Raw genomic sequence first — 18,989 nt, forward strand, 5'->3', positions numbered from 1 at the left:
CCGGAAAGCATCGTTCAGGAAGGTTAATCAGGCGTTAAGCGCGACGGGCCTTCATCGCTTCGGCAAACCGTTCGAACAGGTGATAGCTGTCCTGCGGGCCGGGGCTTGCCTCCGGGTGATACTGGACCGAGAAGACGGGCTTGCCGTCCATCCGAATGCCGCAGTTCGACCCGTCAAACAGGCTGACATGGGTTTCCAGCACGCCTGTGGGCAAAGTCTGGCTGTCCACCGTGAAGCCGTGGTTCATGGACGTGATCTCCACCTTGCCGGTGTCGACGTCCTTCACGGGGTGGTTGGCGCCGTGATGGCCGTGGTTCATCTTCACGGTCTTGGCGCCCAGCGCCAGCGCCAGCATCTGGTGACCCAGGCAGATGCCGAAGACCGGCACATCCTTTTCCAGCACGCCCTGGATCATCGGCACGGCGTATTCGCCCGTGGCGGCCGGATCGCCCGGGCCGTTCGACAGGAACACGCCTTCGGGGTTCAGCGCCAGCACATCCTCCGCCGTGGCCGTCGCGGGCAGCACCGTCACGTCGCATCCGGCCGAGGCGAGGCAGCGCAGGATGTTGCGTTTCGCGCCGTAGTCGATGGCCACCACCTTCAGACCCGCACCTTCGCGCGTCTTGAAGCCTTCGGGCCAGGCCCAGCGCATTTCGTCCCAGCGGTAGGATTGGGCGCAGGTCACATCCTTGGCCAGATCCAGCCCGACAAGCCCGCGCCAGGCGCGCGCCTTCGCCACCAGACCGGCCACGTCGAAATTGCCGTCGGGATCGTGGGCCAGGGCCACATGGGGTGCGCCCTGCTGCCGGATCGCGCGGGTCAGGCGCCGCGTGTCCAGACCGCCGATGCCGATGCGACCCTTGCTGGTCAGCCAGGCGGTCAGTTCCTGCGTGGCGCGCCAGTTCGAGGCGTCGGTCGGGTCCCATTTCACCACCATGCCGGCGGCGACGGGATCGCCCGTCTCGTCATCCTCGGCCGTGGTGCCGACATTGCCGATATGGGGGAAGGTGAAGGTCACGATCTGCCCGGCATAGGACGGATCGGTCATGATCTCCTGATAGCCGGTCATGGCGGTGTTGAAGACGAGTTCGGCCACCGTCTCGCCCACAGCGCCGAAGCCGCGACCGTAGAAGACCGTCCCGTCCGCCAGCGCCAGGCAGGCCGTGGGTTTGGATTGCGTCTCCATCGCGCGACTCCTCATTTCTGGATAAACGGTCGTTACGTATGGCGGGAGCGGGCTCGGGTCAAGCGGAACATGCGGGTTTCCACCCGCGTTGCCGCGCGGTAACCTGCGCCCCTGAACACCAGAGGTATCTTCATGACCATCCGCGAAAAGCTGCAAGCCGCCCTGAAGGACGCCATGCGCGCCAAGGAGGCCGACCGGTTGTCCACGCTGCGGCTGATCAATGCCGCGATCAAGGACCGCGACATCGCCGCCCGCGCCGAAGGCGTGGACGCCGTGCCGGACGCCGACATCCTGGCCGTGCTGGGCCGCATGGTGAAGCAGCGCCAGGAAAGCGCCCGCGTTTATGACGAAGGCAACCGCCCCGAACTGGCCGCCAAGGAACGGTCCGAAATCCGGGTGGTGGAGGAGTTCCTGCCCCGCCGCCTGTCCGAGACCGAAGTGGCTACCGCCGTCGACGAGGCCATCGCCGCGACCGACGCTACCAGCTTGCGCGACATGGGGCGCGTCATGGCCGAGTTGAAGGCGAAATACACGGGCCAGATGGATTTCGGTGCCGTGGGCGCGCTGCTGAAGGCGCGGCTGGGGTAAAATTGCGCCCGTCTGGAACCAACCCGGCGCGGCCGGGTTGCCCAAACTGTGGCCATCGCATCGCAGGAAGGGGCGCCATGGCGCGGGTCAAGGCTGAATACTTCGCGGAACATGCCGGCGTGGCCCTTGCGGCGCGGCGCGGCCTGATGACCCTGCGCGCGCTGAGCAGCCGCTCCCGCGCGATGTACGACACCCTGACACTGGCGGAACTGGAAGAGATGGCGCCGCCCGATGTCGTGGACCAGCAGCGACAATCCCTTTAGACGCGCACGCCGTCCGGCAGGGCCTCGGCCTCCCAAGGGGCGGGCGTGATGGCCCCGAAGCGCAGCGACCAGAGCGTCACGGCCAGGAATCCTGCAAAGGACCCGAAGGACAGGGCGGCGCCCGCCACCTCCACCGCCCCGGCCCAGCCGAAGATGGGGGCGAGGAAGGACAGGTTGGCGCCGACGAACATCAGGACGGCGTGCAGGATGGCCCACCCCTCCGGCACGCGCCGCGCGGTCATCTGCGGCAGCCAAAGATAGAAGCCGGCAAAGGCCGCGAAGACCGCCCCCACGCCCGCAGCGTAATGGAAGCGTGCCACCCCGTCCTGACCTGCCGTCAACGCACCCGCGCCCAGCGTCAGCGCCATGAACGCAAGCGCCCAGACAAGGGGGGAGCCGACCTGCCGCACGCCCTGCGCCAGCGTCACGGCCCATGCCCCGAGGATGACCAGCGACGGCAGGAGAATCGCCGTGGCTGCGGCACCGAAGAAGGCATCGTCGCCCGCGCCGGAGGTGGGGTGATAGAGGTCCTGCATCCACAGCGTCACGCCCAGCCCCGCCAGAACGCCCATGGCGGACAGAAGCACGGGCTTGGCGGCCAGCGGCCGCCGCGCGAAGCGTTCCACGATGTCCGTGATGATCCCGAACGAGGGGAGGATCAGCACGAACACCAAGGGATGCGCCAGCGCCGCGACCGTCTGGCGCAGATCCTCGACCGGGACCGGGGGGCGGACGGCGAGAAGCAGCGCCGCGGCCGCGATCGTGGGCACCGCCAGAAGCACCAGCGCCGAGGTCATGGCCAGCGACCAGGCGAAGACCGGAACCCGGGGCAGGGGCATGTCGCGCCGGTGCGTCAGGAAGGTGGTGATCGTGTTGATCGCGATCAGCAGCGAGGACAGTCCCGCCAAGGCCAGCGCCAGCAGCCCGGCCGTGGCCGATCCCGCCAGCATCGCCCCGGCCGCCAAAGCCAGCGACAGAGCGTGCATCGCCCAGGAGGCCAGCGCCATGCGCGGGAAGGCCGATTGGTCCGCCCCCACCTGTGCGGGCAGGCGCCACAGGCCAAGGCCGCCGCACAACGCGGGCATCAGCGTGAAGGCCATCATCATCAGACCGTGCGTCGTGGACAGCATGGCCCATGCCGGTTCCCCCGCATCCCCCATGCGCAACTGCCCCGTCACGATTAGCGACAGGATGGCGCCCAAGGTGGAGCTGACCAGAAACAGGGCCCCGATCCGGCGTGGTGCGAAGGTCAGTCTGGCCACAAGGCTCTCCGTATCTGGCTGGCGGGCTGCCAAGGATTATACGCCCGTGGCGGTCAGGTTCAACACGGGGAAGTGGCGGGGGAAGGTCGCCATCAGCGCCGTGTCCACATCGGCCATCGTCACCGGCAGCCCCAGATCGACCAGGCTCGTGACGCCATGGTCGCGGATCCCGCAGGGCACGATCCCGTCGAAATGCGACAGGTCAGGCTCCACGTTCAGGCTGATGCCGTGGAAGCTGACCCAGCGGCGCAACTTTACGCCGATGGCTGCGATCTTGTCTTCGCGGGGCGCGCCGTCGGGGCCGGGGGGCTTGTCGGGGCGAACGACCCAGACCCCCACACGCCCTGCGCGCCGCTCCCCCTTCACGCCGAATTCGGAAAGCGTGTCGATGACCCAGTTTTCCAGGCTGCACACGAAACGGCGCACATCGCGGCCCCGAGCCCCGACGTCCAGCATGACATAGGCGACGCGCTGGCCGGGCCCGTGATAGGTATATTGCCCGCCGCGCCCGACGTTGAATACGGGAAAGCGGTCGGGTGCCACGAGGTCGGCCGCATTGGCCGAAGTCCCGGCGGTGTAAAGAGGTGGATGTTCCAGAAGCCACACCGCTTCCTCCGCCTCGCCGCGCGCGATGCGGGCAACCCGATCCTCCATCGCGGCCAAGGTCTTGATGTAATCGGCATGGCCGGGAAGGTGGGTCCAGTCCATGGAAAGCCCTCTTGTCTGCTGGGGCAGACATGGGCGAAAGCGGGTGCGGTTACAATCGTGAAATCGACGCAAGAATCCGCTTTTCAACGCGCGTCTGCTCGGCTACAAGCCCGTCACCAAGTCAAGACTGTGCGGTCATGGCGGAATTGGTAGACGCGCAGCGTTGAGGTCGCTGTGGGGTAACTCCCGTGGAGGTTCGAGTCCTCTTGACCGCACCAATATTTTGAAAAGCCGCGTGCCCTAGTGGGTTGCGCGGCTTTTCGCTTTCGTCTTCTCAATATGTTCGCTTGGTACGTGCCATGGACGAAGATCCTGATCGAAGAAGATATTCTTCCCGTGTCCGGCGCCAGATGTCCGGTGGGCTTAGGAGCCGATCGTAAGAAACCAGTGATCCCGTCATTGGTTCAAGTCGTGCCAGATGTTCAAGAAGCTCGCCTTTCACATCCGGGGCGCTTCGGTCACAGTTTCGAACTCCGCGAACGGTTTGCAAGCCCCTCGAGGCAGAACAGGTCCATCCAGTCGCTGTGATCATGTCAAAAGACGCAGGCTGACACGAAGGCGGTATGACGTTCTGGGTGGGTTATCGGCTTTGAAAAGTGCGATTAGGTGCTTGACCCGGTTCGCGTTTCTGTACCAAGGAGGCCGATGTCTTTGTTGTTTCCGGACGATTTGAATGGTTTCTCGTCGTGAATCTTGGCTGGATGAGCTTCGCGGCGTCTCGATCTGCCTTGTCATCTTCCATCACTGCTATCTTGCCACTGCAGCCTTGGTTGAGGGCACGGGACATGGATTCATCCTCCCCATCTACACGCTGGATACTTTCGTCGGCCTTGTTCGCATGCCGGCGTTCTTTTTGTGTTCCGGCATATTGTTCGCATCAGCGTCCGTGCGTGGGTGGAACTGGTTCCTGAGAAAGCGACTCGCTTGGACCCTTTGGGTGGCTGCACTGTGGGGATGGGCCGCGGCCGGCACTTTGCTCTCGGGCATCGACCTTTATCCATGGTGGGAGGAACCGGGGAGGATCAGCACGTTGCAGTTGCTGCTCATAGCACCTATCGGCAACATGTGGTTTGTTTACACGATCGCCATCCTTGCTGCCTTGGCCATGGCGTTGAGAGGGATAGGCAAGGTGGCGTCCCTTCTTCTTGCGGTTTTGCTTTCGGTCGTGGCGCTGTTCGTCAACCGGCACGTCGATCTTCCGGCCGGTATCGGCCAAGTGGTGTGGAACCTAGGCCTGAGGGGGTTCTTGTTTTTCACGATCGGCTTCGTTTTTGCAGACCAGTTGATCAGGCCGCGCACCGGACGCCTCATCGGCTTGCTACTGGCTGTCGTGATATGGGCAGGCTGCTACTACATTCTCAAGCAGATGGAGGGATCTACCGATCTCTGCCGTCTGGCGCTGTCCGTTCCGGCAGCATTCGCCGCCGTATATGCCTTGCAGTATCTGCTGCCGAAGGTTCCTCGCATCGGGCGCTTCTTCGCATTTATGGGAATGCGCTCGCTGGAGCTTTTCCTCCTCCATCAATTTCTGATCGCTGCCGTTTTCCCTGTCGTGCAGCCTTCAATCCTGCACGATTACGGTGATGTCGCTCTTGCGATCATGTTCGCTGTCACGCTTGCACTGTCCACTGTTGCCGCTCTTGCTCTTCGGATGCTGCCCGAGAACGCGGTCTTTGCCTTGCCCTCCCGTCGCCTCAGCATGGCAGTCTCCGCGATGCGGCTCAAGTTGCAGAGCCTTCGCTCTTAAAGGCGTACAACTGCGTTCACGTTGAGCTTCGGGCTTGGTCTCAGCCTAAGGCGCCAGAATGTACGACGTGTTTCGTCTTCAAACTTGGCGCAGATCTGGCAGGATCCGTTGTTCCATCAGCGCCATCAGGTCAGCGAAATAGCCTTCGCTGCGGGCAGGACGTGTCGCATCGGAGGTGATGACGACGCTGGCCTTCTCCTCGGGGAAGATGGCGATGATCTGGCCGCCATAGCCCCGCGCCAGCGCCATTCCTGTGCCCGCCAATTGCCCCAGGAACCAGCCATAGCCATAGTCGAGGCCGGAAAACGGTGACCGTGTGCGCGGGATCAGCGAGGCGCGCATCCAGTCCGCCGACAGGACCTTGCCGCCCTCGGTGCGCGCCATTTCGGCGAATTGCAGCATCGCGCGGGGGGACAGGGCCATCTCGTTGCCGCCCAGGTAATATCCCTGCGGGTCGCGCGTCCAGGCGGGAATCTGGATCTCCAGCGGGCCACCGATCCAGTCGCGCATGACCTGCAGCAGTGGGACGTCGGCGCGCCGTGCGATCACCGCGCCGAGAATGTGGAACGACCCGGTCGAATACAGCATCCGGGTTCCCGGCTCGGCTTCGAACGGGCGTGACAGGGCAAAGGACAGCCAGTTGCGGCTGGACACCCACGCGCCGTAATTCGGTCCTGACGTGCGTTGCAGCCCGGCCCGCAGTGTCACCAGATCCTCGACCGTTATGTTCCCCGTGCGCGGATCGGCGGCCGGGGGGATCAGGTCGGGAATGGCCTCGGCCAGCGTGGTGTCCAACGTCAGGAGGCCGCGGTCGATCGCGGCCCCCGTTGCGGCTGCCACCAGCGTCTTGGACACCGACTTCACGTTGACCGGGCGGTCGGTGGGCGGGCCGCGGAACGTCTCCTCCAGCAGCACCTGTCCGTTTCGCGCCACGATCAGGCTGTTCAGCTGGTCGAGGCCTGAGGCGGCCCGGCGTGTCGCCTGGAAGGCGCCTTGGGCAAGGGCCGGCAAGGCAAGGGCACCGCCCAAGGCGGCCAGCAGGGTGCGGCGGTGCATCGGACCTCAGGGGAAATGGGACAAAATGTAACACTCTCTGGACTATGCCCGGTGGCGCCATAAGGTTGCATCACGCATTGGTGAGGCAGCAACGTATGACACGCAGCTTGGCGGAACTGGGACGACGGCTGGGGGCGCTTGCGCTTCTGGTGGCCGTGGCCGGATGCTCGGGCCGGCAATCGGCCCTTTCCCCCGCGGGTGAGGATGCGGCCTGGCTGCGCGACCTGTGGATCGTCATGCTGGTGGGCGCGGTCCTGCTGTGGACTGCGTTGAACGGCATGTTCTATTTCGTGACCCGAATCCGACCGCGCGACTGGCCGGAGCGCTATGCCAACCGCCTGATCATCGGGGGCGGGGTGATCTTCCCCACGGTTCTGGTGGGAACGCTTCTGGCCTACGGCCTGTCGATGATGCCGCACATGCGCGCCGATGGCAACGGGCTGGTCGTGAAGGTCCGGGCCGAGGAATGGTGGTGGCGCGTGGAATACTGGCCCGCAGGGGCCACCGCCCCCATCGTCACCGCGAACGAGATCCGGTTGCCCACGGGCCAGCGCACCGAACTGCTGCTGGACGCGAACAAGTACATCCACTCGTTCTGGATCCCCGCGCTGGGCGGCAAGATGGACATGTTCCCGGGGCGCGAAACGCGGATGACGCTGCGCCCCGAAACGCCCGGCGTCTATCGCGGCCAATGCGCCGAGTTCTGCGGCCCGTCCCACGCCCTGATGGCGTTCGAGGCGGTGATCCTGACGCCCGAAGACTTCACCGGCTGGCTGGAGGCGGAGGCCGCGCCCGCCCTCCCGCCCGCCACGCCCGAGGCGCAGCGCGGCGAGGCGCTGTTCCGCGACGAGGGCTGCGGCGCGTGCCACGCCGTGCGCGGCACCGACTTCGAAGGCCTCGTCGGGCCGGACCTGACCCACCTCGCCTCGCGCGAGTCGCTTGGCGCGGGGATCATGGAGGTCACGCGCGACGATCTCGTGAACTGGATCGCCCACACGGGCGACATCAAACCGGCCGTGGCCATGCCCGCCTACGACTGGCTGGAAGGCCCGCAGCTGGCCGATCTGGCCGCTTACCTTGAGGGACTGAAATGATCGACCGGCGCCCCCAGGGCATCTACCCCCCCACCGAGGAGATGCTGGCCGAGCCCGTCCCGACCGAGGTGCAGGAACGGCAGGCCGACAGCCTGACCAAGGTCTGGAAGACCAAGACCGGTTTCCGCTACCTCATGTCGGTCAACAACTCCGAAATCGGGAAGTGGTATTCGCTGACCTGCTTTGCGTTCATGCTGCTGGCGGGGATCCTGGCGCTTCTGGTGCGGGTGCAGCTGGCCTATCCCGACATGCAGTTCCTGGACGCGGACCGGTTCAACCAGTTCTTCACCATGCACGGCACGGCGATGATGTTCCTGTTCGCCGTTCCGCTGTTCGAGGCGATGGCGATCCTGCTGCTGCCCGCCTTCCTGGGCGCACGGGACATGCCGTTCCCGCGACTGTCCTCTTTCGGCTACTGGTCGTTCCTGATCGGCGGTATCTTCGTGATGGGGTCGGTGCTGTTCGACGTGGCGCCCAATTCCGGCTGGTTCATGTATCCGCCATTGGCGACCGAGGCCGAGGGTCCGGGCTCCGACATTTGGCTGCTGGGATTGTCGTTCATCGAGGTGGCCTCTATCGCCGCCGCGGTCGAACTGATCGTGGGCGTGCTGAAATGCCGTCCGCCGGGGATGCGCATCAACATGATGCCGCTTTACGCGTGGTACGTGCTGGTGGTGGGCGGGATGATCCTGTTCGCCTTTCCCCCCCTGATCGCGGGCGACCTGCTGTTCGAACTGGAACGCGCGCTGGACTGGCCGTTCTTTGACGCCACGCGCGGCGGCGATCCGATGCTATGGCAGCACCTGTTCTGGATCTTCGGCCATCCGGAGGTCTACATCGTCTTCCTGCCCTCCATCGCCATCGCGGCCATGATCGTGCCGACCGTCGCGCAGCGGCCCATCGTCGGGTATTCGTGGATCGTGCTGTCGGCCGTGGGGACGGGGTTCCTGTCCTTCGGCCTGTGGGTCCACCACATGTTCACCACGGGGCTGCCGAACATCTCGCTCGGCTTCTTCTCGGCCGCGAGCGAGGCGGTGGTGATCCCCACCGGCATCCAGATCTTCGTCTTCGTGGCCACGTTGATGGTGGGGCGGGTGAAGATCAGCCTGCCGATGCTGTGGATCGCGGGGGCCTTGGCCATCTTCACCGCCGGCGGCCTGACGGGCGTCATGATCGCCATCGCGCCCTTCGACTGGCAGGTGCACGACACCTACTTCATCGTGGCGCACCTGCACTACACGCTGTTCGGCGGGATGGTGCTGCCGGTCTTTGCCGGGATCTACTATTTCCATCCCTTCTTCATGAAGACCTACCTGTCCGAGAAGGCGGGGAAATGGGCCTTCTGGCTGATCTTCGGCGGCTTCAACCTGACCTTCCTGCCCATGCACCTGACCGGGCTGAAGGGGATGCCGCGCCGCGTCTACACCTATCCCGGGGATCTGGGGTGGAACTGGCTGAACCTGATCTCCACGGTCGGGGCGTTCATCATTGCCGTGGGCTTCCTGATCTTCCTGATCGACCTGCTGCGGCCGGGCAAGCGCAAGCTGGACCACCGCAACCCTTGGCGGGCGGGCACGCTGGAATGGACTGACACCCTGACGGGGGAAGACTGGGGCGTGCGGTCCATCCCCTACATCACCTCGCGCTATCCCCTGTGGGACCAGCCGAAGCTGGTGGAGCGGATGGACGCCGGCCGCTATTACCTGCCCGACGCGCCGGAAGGTCTGCGGGAAACGATGGTCACCTCCGTCATCGATGCGCGGCCGGTGCAGGTGCAGCGGGTGACGGGCGACGCCTGGGTCACGCTGTGGGCGGCGGTGTTCACGGGGGCGGCCTTCATCCTGCCGACCTTCCACCTGTACACGCCCGCCATCGTGGCCGGGGCCTTCGCCGTCGTCTGCATCCTTTACTGGCTCTGGACCTCCACCGCGCGGAAGCCGGAAAAGGAGATGAAGGATGTGGGCCTCGGCCTGTCGCTGCCGACCTATGCCTCGGGCGCCTCGGCGGTGGGGTGGTGGGCGATGTGGATCACCATGCTGGGGGATTCGACCGCCTTCGCCAGCCTGATCTTCGGGTTCTTCTTCTATTGGACCGCGCGGCCGGACTTCCCGCCCGTGGGGGCGGAACATGCCGATGGCTTGCTGGTCGCGCTGACCACGGGCGCCATCCTTCTGTCCTGGGCCCTGACCGTGGGGGCGAGGGAGCTGAACCGGCGCGGCCACGTCAACCCGGCGCGGATCTGCCTTGTGGCGGGGCCGCTGCTGGCAGGCGCGGCCATGACAACCCTGATCCTGTCGGTGATGGGGCTGACCCCCTCCGCCCACACCTATCCGGCGACGGTCTGCGCCATCGTGATCTGGGTCGTGGCCCATGCGGGGCTGGGCATCCTGATGCAGCTTTACTGCCTTGCGGGCAGCCTGTTCGGAAAGCTGGACCCGGACCACGACGCCGATCTGTGGAACGTCACTCTGTTCTGGCACTTCCACGTCCTGACCGTCCTGGTGGCCACCGCCGTGATCGGCCCGGCCCCCCGCATCCTGTGAGGTGACGATGTCCGATCCGAAAACCCAAAGCGACGGCCGGCAGGACGAGTACGAGTTCTTCGAGGAAAGCAACGCGCTTTGGTGGATCACGCTCGCCCCCACCACATGGGCGGTGCATTTCGTGCTGGCCTATGGCGGCACCGCGGTGTGGTGCGCCAAGTTCGGCGAAGCGCAAGGCGTGACGGTCGCACGCCTGTCGATCGCGGGTCTGACGGTTCTGGCGCTGGGGTTCATCGGCTGGCTGGCCTGGCGTTCCGTCCGCCGCTGGAAGCCGCGCGAGAACGACATGGAGGATCTGTCCCACCCCGAGGGACGGCACGAATTCCTGGGCCATGCGGCGCTTCTGCTGTGCATCATCTCGGCCATCGGGGTGATCTATGTGTCGATGCCCGCCATCTTCATAAGCACCTGCCGATGAAGGCGCTGGCCCTTCTGTCCCTCGTTCTGGCCTGGGCCCCGCCGTGGGAGGCGTGGCTGGGTGCGTTTCCGGCCCACATGCTGCGGCACATGGTGCTGGTGGCCGTGGCCGCGCCCCTTCTGGTGCTGGCCTTTCCGGGCTTTGGGCGGGCGATGGCGGTGCCACCGGTGCTGGCCACGGCGCTGGAATTCGCGATGGTCTGGGGCTGGCACCTGCCGGCGGCGCATGGCGCGGCCTATCGGCACCTGCCGCTGTTCATGGCCGAACAGGCCAGCTTCCTGGTGGTGGGCTGCCTGATCTGGGGTGCGTGCCTGGACCGGCGGGGGCCGCAGCAGGCGCTGGCGGGGGCGGGGGGGCTTCTGCTCACTTCGATGCACATGACGTTGCTGGGCGCGCTGATGATCCTCGCCCCGCGTGATCTTTACGCCGAATGGTGCGGCACCGTCCCATCGCTGTCGGGCCAGCAGTTGGGCGGGATGATCATGCTGGCGGTGGGCACGCCAATCTATCTGGTAGGAGGCTTGTGGCGCGTGTCGCAGGTCCTGAACGACGGGAGAACCGCATGACGTTCCGTGGCATTCTGACGGTGGTGGCCGTGCTGGCGGGCCTTGGGGCGGCCGGGGGCGGGGCGGTGGTGGGGTTTGGCCTTTACAACACCTCCGCGCATGAAGGGCACTGGCCGGTCACGGAATGGGTGCTGCACACGACGTTCGAAAACGCGGTGGCGATGCGGGCTCCGGCGAACTCCGAAGTGCCCGACCTGTCGGACCCCGCCTTGATCGAACTGGGCGCGCGCCATTACGACGGCGCCTGCGCGATGTGCCACGCCTCGCCCGGAGAGGTCGCGCCCGCCACCATCGCCTGGATGGAGCCGGAGCCGCCGCAGCTGGAACGCGCGGTCGAATCGTGGACCGCCGCCGAGATGCACTGGATCGTGCATGAGGGCGTGAAGATGAGCGGGATGCCCGGCTGGCCCGCCGCCGCGCGCGAGGACGAGGTCTGGTCCGTCGTGGCTTTCCTGCGGGCCGTGCAGCAGGGCATGGACGCCGAAGGCTATGCCGCGCTGACGGGGGGTGAAAGCTATTGCAGCGGGTGCCATGACGGGGGCAACCGCCGCATCCCACGGCTGGATATCCTCTCGCCCGCCTATATCGAGGAGGCCCTGCACGCCTATCGCCTTGGAGCGCGCCCCAGCGGGATCATGGCGCAGGCGGCAACGGTCATGTCGCCGGACCGATACGCCGCCTTTGCCGAACGCGTGGGCACGACCGCGCCCCGTCCGGCCACGCCCAACCCGCCGCCAATCGCGGCGCAGGGGCGTGGGGATGTGCCAAGCTGCCTGTCCTGCCACGGCGCCGGCAACGACAATCCCGAAATTCCGACCCTGAACGGCCAGTCGCGGGACTACCTTTCAACGCAGCTGTGGCTGTGGCGCGACGGGGTGCGGGGCGGGTCCGAACGGGCGGCGCTGATGGCGGCCGCCGCCCAAGGCCTGACGGACGCCGAGATCGACGTGCTGGCCGATTACTTCTCGGCCCTGCCATGAGGCTGGGCAACCCCGCGCGGTCCCGCTATGCCGGTTCGGACAGTCGGGGATAAAGACATGGCCTTTTTGAAACGCTTCGGGATCGACGGCTACATGCTGCTTCTGATCGGCATGGTGGTGCTGGGGGCGGTTCTGCCCGTGCGCGGGATGGGGGCCGAGATCCTCGGCTATGTCACCTGGGGAGCGGTGGCGCTGTTGTTCTTCCTTTACGGCGTGCGCATGAACGCGGCCGAGGTCTGGGCCGGCATGACCAACTGGCGCCTGCAAGGCACAAGCTTCGTCGCGACCTATGCCTTCTTCCCGATCCTGGGCGTGACCCTTGCGGCGCTGCTGCGGCCCGTCTTGGGCGATCAGCTGGCCGTGGGCATCCTGTTCCTGTCGGTGCTGCCGTCCACGATCAACTCCTCCATCGCGTTCACGGGCATGGCGGGGGGGAACGTGTCGGGGGCGATCTGTTCGGCCTCGTTGTCGAACCTGATCGGGGTGGTGCTGACGCCCGCGCTGGCGGCGCTGGTGCTGCATCAGGGCGGGGGCGTGATCACCGGCGGGGGGGTGCTGAAGATCGCGGTGCAGATTCTGCTGCCCTTCGTGATCGGGCAGTTGCTGCGCCGGTGGCTGGGGGCCTTCGTGCGCCGCCACAAGGCGCTGACGATGGTGGTCGATCGCGGGTCGATCCTGCTGATCGTGTATTCAGCCTTCAGCGCGGGCACCGTGGCGGGCATCTGGCACCTGATCCCGGCGGTCACGCTGGTGATCCTGTTCGCGGTGATCTGCGTCTTCCTGGCGATCGCCATGGTCGGGGTGCTGTGGATGGGGCGGCTGGCCCGCCTGACGGCGCCCGATCAGGCGGCGCTGTTCTTCTGCGGGTCCACGAAAAGTCTGGCCAGCGGGCTGCCCATTGCCGCGGCCCTGTTTCCGGCCGCCGTGATCGGGACGACCGTCCTGCCGTTGATGATGTTCCACATGACGCAGCTTCTTGTCTGCGCGGTGGTGGCGCAGCGCTTGGCGCAGCGCCACGCCGCCGTTCCGGCTTAATGGCGGATGGGCGGCTCGTCGTCGTCGCCCACCGGCGGCTCATCCTCGGTCGTGGGGATGGCGTAGCTGCCGTTCAGCCAGCGGGCCAGATCGACATCCGCGCAGCGTTTGGAACAGAAGGGACGGTAGGCCGGGTCCGCCGGCCGGCCGCAGATCGGGCACTTCATGCCAGCGCCTCGGTCAGGGGGAGGCGATCGCGCTTGCGCACGATCTCGTACAGGCCCATTGCGGTCCAGCCGACAAGGCTGGTTTCCGAAGGTTCGGCCTTGAACGCGGCGCGCAGCACCTGATCCAGCGTCGCGCGGTCCTTCTTCGACATGGGCGCGAAATCGACGACAATCTGCCCGCCAAGGCCGCGCAGGCGCAACTGGCGCGGCAGGTCGCGCGCCACGGCCACGTTCGCCTTCATCCCCGCCGCGGGGGAGGTGTCGGGCCCGGTGTTCACATCCACCGCCACAAGGGCGCGGGTGGTTTCGATCACCATGGACCCGCCCGCCGCCAGCGGCACGGTCGTGTCCAGCACGGCGTCGATCATCTCCAGCACGCCCTGTTCGGCGAAGGCGCCCTCGGTCACCTCGTCGGGTTCCACATCGCCCCAGTCGCGCCAGGCAGATTCGTGGGGGGAGGGGCCATCGACCAGCAGTTCCGGATCGCCGTTCACGTCGGCCTGCACCGCCTCGGCCAGCGCGCGGGTGGCGGCGATGTCTTCGGCGATCGCCTCATCCCCGGCATGTTCGCAGGCGGACCGCAGGATGAGGCCATCCTCGGACCGCGCCATGCCGGCTTCGGCCAGCGCGGTCAGTTCCTCGCGCAGCGCCTCGTCCCGGATGCGGCGCGAGACGTTGAGGCCGGGCGCGCCCGGCGTCACGATGCAGAAGCGGCTTTTGAACAGAAGGCGGGTGGTGACGGGAATGGCTTTGCCCGCCTCGGCCGTGCCGGACACCTGCACCAGCACGCGCTGGCCGGGGGCCAGCCCCGACACCTGCCGCAGAAAGCCGGAGCCTTCGGGCAGGCGGACGAAGACGCCGCCCTGACCCTTCACGGGCCGGTCCACGATCGCGCGGAAGATGGAGCCAGGCAGGACGGTGTCGTCCGGCGGGGCGATCAGCAGGTCCTGAAGCTGGCCGTCGACGACCAGCGCCGCGGCCTCACGGCCCCGGACCTGATCCAGATGGATGACGCGACCGATCATGCGGATCTCCAGACAGGCCAGCCCGCGGCGGCCAGAAGCTGTGCGGTTTCGGCCAAGGGCAGGCCGACGATACCGGTGAAGGAGCCTTCGATCCAGGGGATGAACGCCCCGGCGGCGCCCTGGATGCCGTAGCCGCCCGCCTTGCCCTGCCAGTCGCCGGAATCGAGGTAGGCGTTCAATTCGACGTCCGACAGGCGCTTCATCTTGGCCTGGCTCACGACCTCGCGCGTCCAGAGGCGGTCGTCCCGGCGCACGACGACGGCCGTGATGATCTGGTGGCGGCGTCCGCCCAACGCGATCAGGAACTGCGCCGCCTCGGCCTTGTCGACGGGCTTGCCCATGATCCGGCGGCCCAGCGCGACGGTGGTGTCGGCGCAAAGCACGACATCCTCGGCCCCCGCCACGATCGCTTCGGCCTTGGTTTTGGCGATCCGCGCGCAATAAGGGCGGGGAAGCTCGCCCTTCAGGGGCGTTTCATCGATGTCGGGCGGGGTGATGGCGTCGGGCGTGACGCCAAGCTGCGCCAGCAGCTCTTTCCGCCGCGGGCTGGCCGAGCCGAGGATCAGGCGCATCGGGCCTTACTTGAACCGGTAGTTGATGCGACCCTTGGACAGGTCGTAGGGGGTCATTTCGACCTGAACCTTGTCGCCCGCCAGAACCCGGATCCGGTTCTTGCGCATCTTGCCTGCCATCGTCGCGATCAGTTCATGGCCATTGTCGAGTTCGACCTTGAATGTCGCGTTGGGCAGCAGTTCCTTAACGACACCCGGGAACTCGAGAATGTCTTCCTTGGCCATGCTGTCTCCGAAAAAGAATTGCGCCCCGCAAAACACGGGGCTTGCGCGGTTAGATGCGCCCGGAAATCATTTTTTTCAAGAGGGAAAGCGATTCGGAGGCGAACGAGACATGACACCGCAGATCCTTGACGCGGCCTGCCACTGCAAATCCGTGCGCTTCCGCGTCACGCTGGAGGGCGGTTTTTCCAGCGCACGCCGCTGCGATTGTTCGCTGTGCCGCATGCGCGGGGCGGTGGCGGTTTCGGCGAAACTGGACGGCATCACCTGTCTGGAGGTGCAGGAACTTCTGACCCTTTACCAGTTCAACACGGGCGCGGCGAAGCACTGGTTCTGTTCGCGTTGCGGCATCTACACCCATCACCAGCGCCGGTCTTCGCCGAACGAATACGGGGTGAACCTGGCCTGTCTGGACGGCGTCAGCCCCTTCGATCTGGCCGAGGTGCCGGTGATGGACGGCGTGAACCACCCGTCGGACGGGAACAGCGCCGGACGGATCGGCACGCTGATCTTTCAGCGGGACTGAGGTTCGCCGAAGCGGGCAAGGATGCGGCTGCGGATCTGGTCGCGCGTCTGGCGATAGGCGTCCAGCTTCGTGTCCCGGTTCTCCCCCTTCGCCGTCGGGTCCTGGATCGGCCAGTATTCCACATCCACGGGGTGGGAGGTGGCAAGGCGCTGCGCGACCTCATGGCTGGCGGGGGACAGGGCGATGATCAGGTCGAAGCCCGAGATCTCCTCCCCCCAGTCGCGCATGTCCTCGAACGAGCGGGCCCGGTGACGGTCCAGTTCCACACCGATCTCGTGGCAGACGGCGATGGAGAAGCCGTCGATGTCCATGTCGTTGCGCACGCCCGCGGACTGGACATAGCTGTTCTTGCCGTAAAGCTGCTTCATCAGCCCTTCCGCCATGGGGGACCGGACGGCGTTGTGGTCGCAGCAGAACAGGATGGCCGTGGGAAATCCGTTCATCGTTGCATCGCGCACAGAAGGGTGAACAGCCGCCGCGCCGTGTCCAGATCCACATCGGCCTTGCCGTCCAGACGTTCCTGCAACAGGCGCGCGCCTTCGTTGTGGATGCCTCGGCGGGCCATGTCGATCGCCTCGATCCGGTTGGGGGGCATGCGGCCCTGCGCTTCGGTCAGGGCGTTGCAGATCTGGGTGTAGTCCTTGAGGATCTGGCGGAACGGACCCAGCGACAGGTGGAACTCACGCGCTGCGACGGCCGAGGTCACGGCAAATGCGATGCGCCGGTCGACCATCGCCAGCCGCAGGCGGTAGGGGCCTTCGATGTCCGGCACCGTGAAGGCGTTGTCCTGCAGAAGGTCCGAGATGGCCATGCGCGAATCGTCGTCCGCGGCGGCGTCGATTTCGATATGCGACAGCCGGGTCATCGGTTCAGCCGGTCCAGCCGCGCCCGCACCGACAGGCCATGCGCTTCCAAGCTTTCCGAGATCGCCAGCCGTTCGGCGGCGGGGCCAATGGTGGCGAGGGCTTCCGGCGTCATGCGGGCAAGCGTGGTGCGCTTCAGGAAGTCCATGACCGAGAGGCCGGAGGAGAAGCGGGCCGAGCGGGCGGTGGGCAGGACGTGGTTCGGGCCGCCGACATAATCCCCGATGGCCTCGGGCGTCCAGGCGCCGAGGAAGATCGCACCGGCATGGGTGATGCGGTCGGCCAGCCCTTCGGGGTCGGCCACGCAAAGTTCCAGATGTTCGGGGGCCACGCGGTTCGACAGGGCCGCGGCCTGCGCCAGATCGTCGGTCACGATGACGGCGCCGAAATCGTCCCAGCTTTTGCGGGCGATGGCGCGGCGTTCCAGCGTTTGCAGGCGGGCTTCCACCGCCTCGGCCACCGCGCGGCCGAAACCGGCATCGTTCGTGATCAGGATGGACTGGGCGCTTTCGTCATGTTCGGCCTGGCTCAGCAGGTCCAGCGCTATCCAGTCGGGATCGTTGTCGGCGTCGGCGATGACGAGGATTTCCGACGGGCCCGCGATCATGTCGATGCCCACCTTGCCGAAGACGCGGCGTTTCGCGGCCGCGACGAAGGCATTACCCGGCCCGGTGATCTTGTCGACCGGCTGCACCGTGGCGGTACCATAGGCCAGCGCGGCGATCGCCTGCGCGCCACCGATGCGATACACCGCATCCACCCCGGCGATGGAAGCCGCCAGCAGCACCAGCGGGTTCACCACGCCGTCCGGGGTGGGGCAGGTGACGACCAGCCGTTCCACCCCCGCCACCTTGGCCGGGATCGCGTTCATCAGGACCGAGGAGGGATAGCTCGCGAGCCCACCCGGCACGTAAAGCCCCGCGGCCGACACCGGCGTCCACCGCCAGCCCAGCGAGGCGCCGGAAGCGTCCGTCCAGCGCTGATCTTCCGGCATCTGGCGGGCGTGATAGGCGCGGATGCGTTCGGCGGCCAGTTCCAGCGCCGCCCGATCCTCGGGCGAGACCTTGGCGATCTCGGTCTCGATCTCCTCGGGGGTGAAGGCCAGCGTGTCCGGCGTCAGGTCCAGCCGGTCGAAGCGCGAGGTCAGTTCGATCACCGCCGCATCGCCCCGGACCCGCACATCGGCGATGATGTCGGCCACGACGGCGTCCACGTCCGGGCTGTCTTCACGCTTCATGCCCAGAAGGGCCGTGAAGGCCTGTTCGAAATCGGCGTCGCGGGTGGACAGGAACTGGGGCATCGCGGTCTCCTTTCCCTGACGCATAGCAAGGGGGCCGCGCCCCCTCAAGGCTCAGCGCCGGGTCAGGCGTGCGGCGCCATACAGGGTGTCGGTGCGGATCTCGGTGACGCGCATCATCTTGCCGGCGGGCTTGTAGGTCATGGTGAAGGGGAAGACGCGTTTTTCCGCCATCTCTTTCTCGGAATAGCCGGCGATGCGGCGGAACTCTCCGTTGCAGGTGGTGGTGCCGTTCTGGCGGCGGGGCTGCGAGAAGGCGACCTCCGTCGCGCGGCGGCCGTCGAAGAGGCGCAGCGACCTTCCGCATTCCTGACCGGCCGGCACATCGCGCAGCGCGGCGTAAAGCGCCGTCAGCGTGTCCACCGTGCCGCCCTGGGTGGCGGGGTTCACGTCATCCTCGTCGGGTTTGCGCGGCGGATCGTAGGCCTTCACCTGCGGCACGCCCGAACGGTATTCCATCGTGGCGCTGCGGGTGCGGCCGTTGTTGTCGGACCGTTCGGAGTAGGCCGACGGCACGAAGCGATCCCCCACCACGCGCCCTTGCGAGGAGGCGTCATAGCGAATGCTGCGCAGGATGCCGACCAGTCCGCCGCTTTGCAGCGACCCGCTGACGGCATAGCGGTTGTTCGTGACCTCTCCGTTGATCTGGAGGGTGCCGGCGCTGACGCCCCGGATCGTCAGCCCGTAAAGGGCGGTTTCCGCCTGCGCAGGCAAGGCCAGCAGCAGCGGTGTCAGAAGGGCGAGGATCTTCAGCATGGCATGTCCTTTCGGCGTTCCGCCCTATATATGCCAGCGATGCGCCGTGGCCATGTCGCTTGCCGCTTGACGGCGGGGGGCTTTGCGCTTAAGGACGCCCAACGGATTTTCGGCG

Annotated in this window: 22 protein-coding genes and 1 tRNA gene; 11 read left to right on the forward strand and 12 right to left on the reverse strand. The window is 66.4% G+C overall.

Annotation, left to right across the window (positions count from 1 at the left end):
* Window positions 1–34 precede the first annotated feature (34 nt).
* Window positions 35–1,186, reverse strand: coding sequence for a glutamine-hydrolyzing carbamoyl-phosphate synthase small subunit (gene carA, locus ACSHZY_RS14935; protein WP_435170450.1), 1,152 nt, complete (start codon window positions 1,184–1,186; stop codon window positions 35–37).
* Between the two features lie 132 nt (window positions 1,187–1,318).
* On the opposite strand from carA, the gene ACSHZY_RS14940 reads away from it, so the two are divergent.
* On the forward strand, window positions 1,319–1,774 hold the full coding sequence (locus tag ACSHZY_RS14940; protein ID WP_435170452.1) for a GatB/YqeY domain-containing protein: 456 nt from the start codon (window positions 1,319–1,321) through the stop codon (window positions 1,772–1,774).
* A gap of 77 nt (window positions 1,775–1,851) precedes the next feature.
* Window positions 1,852–2,037 carry a DUF3008 family protein gene (locus ACSHZY_RS14945; RefSeq protein ID WP_435170454.1) on the forward strand — a complete coding sequence of 62 codons (186 nt, stop codon included), beginning with the start codon at window positions 1,852–1,854 and terminating at the stop codon, window positions 2,035–2,037.
* On the opposite strand, the gene ACSHZY_RS14950 is transcribed toward ACSHZY_RS14945, so the two are convergent.
* Together ACSHZY_RS14950 and lipB are read right to left on the reverse strand one after the other, a co-directional pair.
* On the reverse strand, window positions 2,034–3,299 hold the full coding sequence (locus tag ACSHZY_RS14950) for a cbb3-type cytochrome c oxidase subunit I (protein ID WP_435170456.1): 1,266 nt from the start codon (window positions 3,297–3,299) through the stop codon (window positions 2,034–2,036). The genes ACSHZY_RS14945 and ACSHZY_RS14950 overlap by 4 nt on opposite strands.
* A 36-nt stretch (window positions 3,300–3,335) precedes the next feature.
* A complete protein-coding gene (gene lipB, locus ACSHZY_RS14955; RefSeq protein WP_435170533.1) occupies window positions 3,336–4,034 on the reverse strand; it encodes a lipoyl(octanoyl) transferase LipB in 699 nt (232 codons plus the stop codon).
* 104 nt (window positions 4,035–4,138) lie between these two features.
* Between lipB and ACSHZY_RS14960 the strand changes: the two genes are divergently transcribed.
* Window positions 4,139–4,225 (forward strand) — tRNA-Leu (locus tag ACSHZY_RS14960).
* Between the two features lie 455 nt (window positions 4,226–4,680).
* Window positions 4,681–5,754, forward strand: coding sequence for an acyltransferase family protein (locus ACSHZY_RS14965; RefSeq protein WP_435170458.1), 1,074 nt, complete (start codon window positions 4,681–4,683; stop codon window positions 5,752–5,754).
* A gap of 78 nt (window positions 5,755–5,832) precedes the next feature.
* Here ACSHZY_RS14965 and ACSHZY_RS14970 read toward each other — a convergent pair whose 3' ends face one another.
* Window positions 5,833–6,810 carry a serine hydrolase domain-containing protein gene (locus ACSHZY_RS14970; RefSeq protein ID WP_435170460.1) on the reverse strand — a complete coding sequence of 326 codons (978 nt, stop codon included), beginning with the start codon at window positions 6,808–6,810 and terminating at the stop codon, window positions 5,833–5,835.
* Between the two features lie 95 nt (window positions 6,811–6,905).
* On the opposite strand from ACSHZY_RS14970, the gene ACSHZY_RS14975 reads away from it, so the two are divergent.
* From ACSHZY_RS14975 to ACSHZY_RS15000, 6 genes are read left to right on the forward strand one after another with little or no spacing between them, the layout of a single operon-like run.
* Window positions 6,906–7,904: a cytochrome c oxidase subunit II gene (locus ACSHZY_RS14975; RefSeq protein WP_435170462.1), complete on the forward strand. Its 999-nt coding sequence runs from the start codon at window positions 6,906–6,908 to the stop codon at window positions 7,902–7,904.
* The gene (locus ACSHZY_RS14980) at window positions 7,901–10,447 is read left to right on the forward strand and encodes a cbb3-type cytochrome c oxidase subunit I (RefSeq protein ID WP_435170464.1); all 2,547 of its coding nucleotides are present in this window, start codon (window positions 7,901–7,903) and stop codon (window positions 10,445–10,447) included. The genes ACSHZY_RS14975 and ACSHZY_RS14980 overlap by 4 nt, the downstream gene beginning before the upstream one ends.
* 7 nt (window positions 10,448–10,454) lie before the next feature.
* Window positions 10,455–10,865, forward strand: coding sequence for a hypothetical protein (locus ACSHZY_RS14985; protein WP_435170466.1), 411 nt, complete (start codon window positions 10,455–10,457; stop codon window positions 10,863–10,865).
* Window positions 10,862–11,431, forward strand: a complete 570-nt coding sequence (locus tag ACSHZY_RS14990) for a cytochrome c oxidase assembly protein (RefSeq protein ID WP_435170467.1) — start codon at window positions 10,862–10,864, stop codon at window positions 11,429–11,431. Before ACSHZY_RS14985 ends, ACSHZY_RS14990 begins: the two co-directional genes overlap by 4 nt.
* Window positions 11,428–12,411: a c-type cytochrome gene (locus tag ACSHZY_RS14995; RefSeq protein WP_435170469.1), complete on the forward strand. Its 984-nt coding sequence runs from the start codon at window positions 11,428–11,430 to the stop codon at window positions 12,409–12,411. The genes ACSHZY_RS14990 and ACSHZY_RS14995 overlap by 4 nt, the downstream gene beginning before the upstream one ends.
* Window positions 12,412–12,468: 57 nt before the next feature.
* Entirely contained in the window at window positions 12,469–13,446 is a 978-nt protein-coding gene (locus tag ACSHZY_RS15000) for a bile acid:sodium symporter family protein (RefSeq protein WP_435170471.1), read from the forward strand.
* Here ACSHZY_RS15000 and ACSHZY_RS15005 read toward each other — a convergent pair.
* Genes ACSHZY_RS15005 through infA form a run of 4 tightly spaced genes read right to left on the reverse strand, consistent with a single transcriptional unit; the run spans window position 13,443 to window position 15,435 of the window.
* Window positions 13,443–13,613: a DNA gyrase inhibitor YacG gene (locus ACSHZY_RS15005; RefSeq protein ID WP_435170473.1), complete on the reverse strand. Its 171-nt coding sequence runs from the start codon at window positions 13,611–13,613 to the stop codon at window positions 13,443–13,445. The two genes, ACSHZY_RS15000 and ACSHZY_RS15005, sit on opposite strands and share 4 nt — an antisense overlap.
* Window positions 13,610–14,638, reverse strand: a complete 1,029-nt coding sequence (locus tag ACSHZY_RS15010; RefSeq protein ID WP_435170475.1) for a ribonuclease E/G — start codon at window positions 14,636–14,638, stop codon at window positions 13,610–13,612. The genes ACSHZY_RS15005 and ACSHZY_RS15010 overlap by 4 nt, the downstream gene beginning before the upstream one ends.
* Window positions 14,635–15,210 (reverse strand): Maf family protein, encoded by a 576-nt coding sequence (locus ACSHZY_RS15015; protein ID WP_435170477.1) that lies wholly within the window; start codon window positions 15,208–15,210, stop codon window positions 14,635–14,637. Before ACSHZY_RS15015 ends, ACSHZY_RS15010 begins: the two co-directional genes overlap by 4 nt.
* A gap of 6 nt (window positions 15,211–15,216) precedes the next feature.
* Complete coding sequence (infA, locus tag ACSHZY_RS15020; protein ID WP_045389309.1) at window positions 15,217–15,435, reverse strand: translation initiation factor IF-1; 219 nt, start codon at window positions 15,433–15,435, stop codon at window positions 15,217–15,219.
* A gap of 109 nt (window positions 15,436–15,544) precedes the next feature.
* Here infA and ACSHZY_RS15025 point away from each other — a divergent pair, with 109 nt between their 5' ends.
* Entirely contained in the window at window positions 15,545–15,958 is a 414-nt protein-coding gene (locus ACSHZY_RS15025; protein ID WP_435170479.1) for a GFA family protein, read from the forward strand.
* Here ACSHZY_RS15025 and ACSHZY_RS15030 read toward each other — a convergent pair.
* The 4 genes from ACSHZY_RS15030 to ACSHZY_RS15045 are packed head-to-tail and all read right to left on the reverse strand — an operon-like array spanning window position 15,946 to window position 18,874.
* Window positions 15,946–16,401: a low molecular weight phosphatase family protein gene (locus tag ACSHZY_RS15030; protein WP_435170481.1), complete on the reverse strand. Its 456-nt coding sequence runs from the start codon at window positions 16,399–16,401 to the stop codon at window positions 15,946–15,948. The two genes, ACSHZY_RS15025 and ACSHZY_RS15030, sit on opposite strands and share 13 nt — an antisense overlap.
* Entirely contained in the window at window positions 16,398–16,823 is a 426-nt protein-coding gene (locus ACSHZY_RS15035; RefSeq protein WP_435170483.1) for a UPF0262 family protein, read from the reverse strand. Before ACSHZY_RS15035 ends, ACSHZY_RS15030 begins: the two co-directional genes overlap by 4 nt.
* Complete coding sequence (hisD, locus tag ACSHZY_RS15040; RefSeq protein WP_435170485.1) at window positions 16,820–18,121, reverse strand: histidinol dehydrogenase; 1,302 nt, start codon at window positions 18,119–18,121, stop codon at window positions 16,820–16,822. The genes ACSHZY_RS15035 and hisD overlap by 4 nt, the downstream gene beginning before the upstream one ends.
* Window positions 18,122–18,172: 51 nt before the next feature.
* Window positions 18,173–18,874, reverse strand: a complete 702-nt coding sequence (locus tag ACSHZY_RS15045; RefSeq protein ID WP_435170487.1) for a DUF3108 domain-containing protein — start codon at window positions 18,872–18,874, stop codon at window positions 18,173–18,175.
* Between the last annotated feature and the right edge of the window lie 115 nt (window positions 18,875–18,989).

The sequence above is a fragment of the Falsirhodobacter sp. 1013 genome, from assembly GCF_051195255.1.
GTDB lineage: Bacteria > Pseudomonadota > Alphaproteobacteria > Rhodobacterales > Rhodobacteraceae > Falsirhodobacter.